This window comes from Pseudomonas sp. 32_A, from assembly GCF_017490905.1.
GTDB classification, from domain to species: Bacteria; Pseudomonadota; Gammaproteobacteria; order Pseudomonadales; family Pseudomonadaceae; genus Aquipseudomonas; species Aquipseudomonas inefficax.
On sequence record NZ_JAFGYI010000077.1, the window covers coordinates 1 to 6,176 of the forward strand.

At 61.0% G+C, this 6,176-nt stretch carries 6 protein-coding genes; 5 read left to right on the forward strand and 1 reads right to left on the reverse strand.

Features of this window, described 5'->3' with window-relative positions:
- Positions 1-320: 320 nt before the first annotated feature.
- The gene (locus J5M58_RS25550) at positions 321-632 is read right to left on the reverse strand and encodes a DUF2288 domain-containing protein (protein WP_112250665.1); all 312 of its coding nucleotides are present in this window, start codon (positions 630-632) and stop codon (positions 321-323) included.
- A 360-nt stretch (positions 633-992) separates the two neighbouring features.
- Between J5M58_RS25550 and J5M58_RS25555 the strand changes: the two genes are divergently transcribed.
- The 5 genes from J5M58_RS25555 to J5M58_RS25575 all read left to right on the forward strand — a co-directional run bounded on the left by J5M58_RS25555 (position 993) and on the right by J5M58_RS25575 (position 5,937).
- Positions 993-2,108 (forward strand): branched-chain amino acid ABC transporter substrate-binding protein, encoded by a 1,116-nt coding sequence (locus J5M58_RS25555; protein ID WP_112250663.1) that lies wholly within the window; start codon positions 993-995, stop codon positions 2,106-2,108.
- A 186-nt stretch (positions 2,109-2,294) separates the two neighbouring features.
- Positions 2,295-3,218, forward strand: a complete 924-nt coding sequence (gene livH / locus J5M58_RS25560) for a high-affinity branched-chain amino acid ABC transporter permease LivH (protein ID WP_025340356.1) — start codon at positions 2,295-2,297, stop codon at positions 3,216-3,218.
- A complete protein-coding gene (locus J5M58_RS25565; RefSeq protein WP_112250662.1) occupies positions 3,215-4,471 on the forward strand; it encodes a high-affinity branched-chain amino acid ABC transporter permease LivM in 1,257 nt (418 codons plus the stop codon). Before livH ends, J5M58_RS25565 begins: the two co-directional genes overlap by 4 nt.
- Complete coding sequence (gene livG / locus J5M58_RS25570; protein WP_025340358.1) at positions 4,468-5,235, forward strand: high-affinity branched-chain amino acid ABC transporter ATP-binding protein LivG; 768 nt, start codon at positions 4,468-4,470, stop codon at positions 5,233-5,235. The genes J5M58_RS25565 and livG overlap by 4 nt, the downstream gene beginning before the upstream one ends.
- Positions 5,236-5,937 carry an ABC transporter ATP-binding protein gene (locus tag J5M58_RS25575; RefSeq protein WP_013973921.1) on the forward strand — a complete coding sequence of 234 codons (702 nt, stop codon included), beginning with the start codon at positions 5,236-5,238 and terminating at the stop codon, positions 5,935-5,937.
- Positions 5,938-6,176: the final 239 nt, after the last annotated feature.

Here is a 6,176-nt window from a genome sequence, read left to right on the forward strand (position 1 = left end):
GCAGGCCCATCAGGCCGATGCCGGCGAATCCAAGCGAAGGTAGTGCAGTGCTCATCGATGACTCCTGACTATTCGAATAACCGGGGGCCGCTGTGCGGCCCATCGCCGGCAAGCCAGCTCCCACAGGGTTCGGTGCAGCTTTACAGGGCTGCACCTCACCTGTGGGAGCTGGCTTGCCGGCGATGGGCTGCAAGGCAGCCCCCCATTACGCATCCCGTAAACTGTTACCGCCACGCCGAATTGTTACTTACCTCTACCCGCCTTGAACGCCTGCAAGCACCAAAACGAGGCGGCTGCGCATTTTCGCGCACCAAAAGCGATCATGCATCGAGAGGGCGCTTCGCCTGGATCACGATGAATGGCGAAACCACCACCGCCCAAATCTCTGGATCGCGGCTTTGCAGGTCCTGGGCCTGCTCGGCGGTCACCGGCCCAACAGTGCCATCACTACGCCACTTGGCGAAGATCTCGCTGCGATTCTCGGCCATTGCCTCGGCAACGGCAATCAGGTCCAGGCTTGGGTCGACCCAAATCAGGTCACCCTTGGCCCAGAAACGCTCCAGCGCTTTCCACTCGATGATTGCCGTCTCGCCAAGCAATTTGGCATAGAGGGTGCTTGTGTGATCAGTCATGGGTGGTATCCGCAAAAATCGGCCAATAAAAAAGGTCGGCATTTTTGCAGAAAAACCCGGTTTCAAATATGTAATTTGGTCGATTGATCCCGAAACTTGTGGGGCGGGGTCGCAGATGCAGGCAGTTTGATGGCGCCTTTCTGTATCTTTGTGTCGACCATGCGACAACCCAGGAAGCAGGCACTTTTCGACCGCTTTTCAAGCGCTCGGGCAGCGCTCTACACTGTACCGGTACAGTTCCGGGACATGTTCCGGGGGAAGGTGGGCTTGCGCGTTGGCATGGCCACGCCGCAAATCCCGCCCGGTCTGTAGCCCTGGCCGCCAGGACTATAAGAATTACAACAGAATGAGTGGAGCACTATGATCAAGATTTCCAAGCTGTTCGCCGCAATGGTTCTGGCAGGGGTAGCCAGCCATTCGTTTGCCGCCGATACCATCAAGATCGGGATTGCAGGCCCCAAGACCGGCCCTGTAACCCAGTACGGCGACATGCAGTTCATCGGCGCCAAGCAAGCCATCAAGGATATCAACGCCGCGGGCGGCGTGGATGGCAAGATGCTCGAAGCCAAGGAATACGACGACGCCTGCGATCCTAAACAGGCCGTTGCAGTCGCCAACAAAGTGGTCAACGACGGCGTCAAGTTCGTCATCGGTCACCTGTGCTCCAGCTCCACCCAGCCTGCGTCCGACATCTACGAAGACGAAGGCGTGATCATGATCACCCCGGCCGCCACCTCCCCGGAAATCACCGCCCGTGGCTACAAGCTGATCTTCCGTACCATCGGCCTGGACAGCGCCCAGGGCCCGGCTGCCGGCAACTACATCGCCGACCACGTCAAGCCGAAGGTAGTCGCCGTCCTGCACGACAAGCAGCAGTACGGTGAAGGCATCGCTACCGCGGTCAAGCAGACTCTGGAAGGCAAAGGCACCAAGGTTGCCGTGTTCGAAGGCCTGAACGCCGGTGACAAGGACTTCTCCTCGATCATCCAGAAGCTCAAGCAGAACAACGTCGACTTCGTCTACTACGGCGGCTACCACCCAGAGCTGGGCCTGATCCTGCGCCAAGCCCAGGAAAAAGGCCTGAAAGCCAAGTTCATGGGCCCGGAAGGCGTGGGTAACGACTCCATCTCGCAGATCGCCCAGAACGCCTCCGAAGGCCTGCTGGTGACCCTGCCGAAGTCGTTCGACGCGGACCCTGCGAACAAGAAGATCGTCGACGCCATCAAGGCTGACGGCAAGGACCCAAGCGGCCCGTTCGTGTTCCCGGCCTACTCGGCTGTCGAGCTGATCGCCCAGGGCATCAAGGCCGCCAAGTCCGAAGACGCCGAGAAGGTGGCCGAGGCCATCCACGCCGGCACCTTCAAGACCCCGACCGGTGATCTGTCCTACGACGCCAAAGGCGACCTGAAAGACTTCAAGTTCGTGGTCTACGAATGGCACTTCGGCAAGCCGAAGACCGAAGTCTCCCCTCAGTAACTGCGTGACTAATAGCTGACCGTAGAAGCCCACTGTGCGAGCAGTGGGCTTTGTTTTACGAGGTTCATGGGCCTGATCCCCGCGATCCGGGGGCGGGTTCACCTGAAAATCTTAAAACCGTCACCCGCGGTTTCCTGGCCGTACCCCCGCCAGCGAAATGCAAATCAGGTTTTTAGGAGCGCTGTAATGCCTGAGATCTACCATTTCTTCCAACAACTGGTTAATGGATTGACCATCGGCAGCACCTATGCCTTGATCGCCATCGGCTACACGATGGTGTACGGCATCATTGGCATGATCAACTTCGCCCACGGCGAGGTGTACATGATCGGTTCCTACGTGGCCTTCATCGCCCTGGCGGGCCTGGCCATGATGGGTATCCATTCGCTGCCGATCCTGATGACCGTCGCCTTCGTCGCGACGATCTTCGTCACCAGTGCCTATGGCTACAGCATCGAACGGGTTGCCTACCGCCCCTTGCGCAACAGCAACCGCCTGATCCCGCTGATTTCCGCCATCGGCATGTCGATCTTCCTGCAGAACACCGTCTTGCTGTCGCAAGACTCCAAGGACAAGTCCATCCCCAACTTGATCCCCGGAAGCTTCTCGTTCGGGCCGGGTGGCGCGGAGGAAGTACTGATCAGCTACATGCAGATCCTGGTGTTCGTGGTCACCCTGGTGGCCATGACCTGCCTCACCCTGTTCATCTCCCGTTCCCGCCTGGGCCGCGCCTGCCGCGCCTGTGCCGAGGACATCAAGATGGCCAACCTGCTGGGCATCAACACCAACAACATCATCGCCCTCACCTTCGTCATCGGTGCCGCCCTGGCGGCGGTGGCGGCCGTGCTGCTGAGCATGCAGTACGGGGTGATCAACCCCAACGCCGGTTTCCTGGTGGGCCTGAAGGCTTTCACCGCGGCGGTGCTGGGTGGCATCGGCAGCATTCCGGGCGCCATGCTCGGCGGGCTGGTGCTGGGCGTGGCCGAAGCGTTCGGTGCCGATATCTTCGGCGACCAGTACAAGGACGTGGTGGCATTCGGCTTGTTGGTTCTTGTCCTGCTATTCCGGCCGACCGGCATCCTGGGCCGCCCGGAGGTTGAAAAAGTATGAACAGAAATCTCAAACAGGCGTTCTTCAGCGCCTTGCTGGTATGGGCCGTGGCCTTCCCGGTACTGGGCCTGAAACTGAGCATCGACGGCATCAGCCTGGTGGTGCACAGCCAGGGCTCGTTCACTATCAGCATCATTGCCGTGTGTTCGGTGCTGATGTTCCTGCGTGTGCTGTTCGACAAGCAGTGGAGTTCGGTGATGGGCCGCCGTTCGGATCGCAAGCTGATCCCGCCGGCCGTCAGCAACTACCTGACCCTGCCGAAGACCCAGCGCTACGTGATCCTGGGCCTGATCGTCGCGGCACTGGTGTGGCCGTTCTTCGGTTCGCGCGGTGCAGTCGACATTGCCACGCTGATCCTGATCTACGTGTTGCTGGGCCTGGGCCTGAACATCGTGGTCGGTCTGGCAGGCCTGCTCGACCTCGGTTACGTCGGCTTCTACGCCGTCGGCGCCTACAGCTATGCCATGCTCTCGCACTACCTGGGCTGGAGCTTCTGGGTATGCCTGCCGATCGCCGGCCTGATGGCCGCTACCTTCGGCTTCCTGCTCGGCTTCCCGGTGCTGCGCCTGCGCGGTGACTACCTGGCGATCGTGACCCTCGGCTTCGGCGAGATCATCCGCCTGTTCCTGCGTAACCTCACCGACTGGACCGGCGGCCCCAACGGCATCAGCAACATCCCCAAGCCGGAGCTCTTCGGCCTGACCTTCGAACGCCGTGCCGCCGAGGGCATGCAGACCTTCCACGAGTTCTTCGGGCTGGAATACAACTCGATCAACAAGGTCATCTTCCTCTACCTGGTGGCTCTGCTGCTGGCCCTGCTGGCGCTGTTCGTTATCAACCGCCTGCTGCGCATGCCGATCGGCCGCGCCTGGGAAGCCCTGCGCGAAGACGAGATCGCCTGCCGTGCACTGGGCCTGAACCCGACCGTGATCAAGCTCTCGGCATTCACCCTGGGCGCCTGCTTCGCCGGTTTCGCCGGCAGCTTCTTCGCTGCGCGCCAGGGCCTGGTGACGCCGGAGTCGTTTACCTTCATCGAGTCGGCGATCATCCTCGCCATCGTCGTGCTTGGCGGCATGGGCTCACAACTGGGCGTGATTCTCGCGGCCATCGTGATGATCCTGCTGCCCGAGCTGATGCGTGAGTTCAGCGAATACCGGATGCTGATGTTCGGTGCGCTGATGGTGTTGATGATGATCTGGCGTCCGCAGGGCCTGCTGCCTATGCAACGACCACACATGGAGCTGCATCGATGAGCCGTGAAATTCTGCAAGTCAGCGGCCTGAGCATGCGCTTCGGCGGCTTGTTGGCGGTCAACGGCGTGGGCCTGACCGTCAAGGAAAAACAGGTGGTGGCACTGATCGGCCCGAACGGCGCCGGCAAGACCACGGTGTTCAACTGCCTGACCGGCTTCTACAAGCCCAGCGGCGGCACCATCCTGCTCGATGGCCAGCCGATCCAGGGCCTGGCCGGGCACCAGATCGCCCGCAAGGGCGTGGTGCGGACCTTCCAGAACGTGCGCCTGTTCAAGGAAATGACTGCGCTGGAAAACCTGCTGATCGCCCAGCATCGCCACCTGAACACCAACTTCTTCGCCGGCCTGTTCAAGACCCCGAACTTCCGCCGCAGCGAGAAGGAGGCCATGGAGCGCGCCCAGTACTGGCTGGAGAAGGTCAACCTGACCGAGTTCGCCAACCGTACCGCCGGCACCCTCGCCTACGGCCAACAGCGCCGCCTGGAAATCGCCCGCTGCATGATGACCCAGCCGCGCATCATCATGCTCGACGAACCGGCAGCCGGCCTGAACCCGAAGGAGACCGAAGACCTCAAGGCGCTGATCGCCTACCTGCGCGAATCACACAACGTCACCGTGCTGCTGATCGAACACGACATGAAGCTGGTGATGAGCATTTCCGACCATATCGTGGTGATCAACCAGGGCACCCCACTGGCCCACGGCACGCCGGAAGAGATCCGCGACAACCCTGACGTGATCAAAGCCTACCTGGGGGAAGCGTAAATGCTGAAGTTCGAAAACGTTTCCACCTTCTACGGCAAGATCCAGGCGCTGCACAGCGTCAACGTGGAGATCAACCAGGGCGAGATCGTTACCCTGATCGGCGCCAACGGTGCCGGCAAGTCGACCTTGCTGATGACCCTGTGCGGCTCGCCGCAGGCGCACAGCGGCAGCATCAAGTACCTGGGTGAAGAACTGGTCGGCCAGCCGTCCTCGCACATCATGCGCAAGAGCATCGCGGTAGTGCCGGAAGGCCGCCGTGTGTTCTCCCGCCTGACCGTCGAGGAAAACCTGGCAATGGGTGGTTTCTTCACCGACAAGGGCGATTACCAGGAGCAACTGGACAAGGTGCTGCAGCTGTTCCCGCGCCTGAAGGAGCGTTATATCCAGCGTGGCGGCACCATGTCCGGTGGCGAGCAGCAGATGCTCGCCATTGGCCGGGCGCTGATGAGCAAGCCCAAGCTGCTGCTGCTCGACGAGCCGTCGCTGGGCCTGGCGCCGATCATCATCCAGCAGATCTTCGACATCATCGAACAGCTGCGCCGTGATGGCGTGACGGTGTTCCTGGTGGAGCAGAACGCCAACCAGGCGCTGAAGATTGCTGATCGGGCGTACGTGCTGGAGAACGGCCGGGTGGTGATGCAAGGGACAGGTGAAGCACTGCTGACCGACCCGAAGGTGCGCGACGCATACCTGGGGGGTTGATCGGGAAAAGGGCCTTCGGGCCCTTTTTTCTGCCTGCCGGTTTTGTGTCGCCTGTGCAGCCCTCTTCGCGGGTAAACCCGCTCCCACAGGTACGGCGCCACACTCAAGCCTTGCGCTACCCCTGTGGGAGCGGGTTTACCCGCGAAGAAGCCAGCACAGTTGACCGAAAACTTGTGATCCCGGCAAAGCCTGAGTAACGTGGCCAGCTCCTTGGCAAAAGATTCCCCCGGAGCCCGCCC

Excerpts from the sequence above, each read along its gene's own strand:
- livH (WP_025340356.1), top strand. The coding sequence starts at position 2,295 with ATGCCTGAGATCTACCATTTCTTCCAACAACTGGTTAATGGATTGACC.
- livG (WP_025340358.1), top strand. The coding sequence starts at position 4,468 with ATGAGCCGTGAAATTCTGCAAGTCAGCGGCCTGAGCATGCGCTTCGGC.
- J5M58_RS25575 (WP_013973921.1), top strand. The coding sequence starts at position 5,236 with ATGCTGAAGTTCGAAAACGTTTCCACCTTCTACGGCAAGATCCAGGCG.
- J5M58_RS25555 (WP_112250663.1), top strand. The coding sequence starts at position 993 with ATGATCAAGATTTCCAAGCTGTTCGCCGCAATGGTTCTGGCAGGGGTA.
- J5M58_RS25550 (WP_112250665.1), bottom strand. The coding sequence starts at position 632 with ATGACTGATCACACAAGCACCCTCTATGCCAAATTGCTTGGCGAGACG.
- J5M58_RS25565 (WP_112250662.1), top strand. The coding sequence starts at position 3,215 with ATGAACAGAAATCTCAAACAGGCGTTCTTCAGCGCCTTGCTGGTATGG.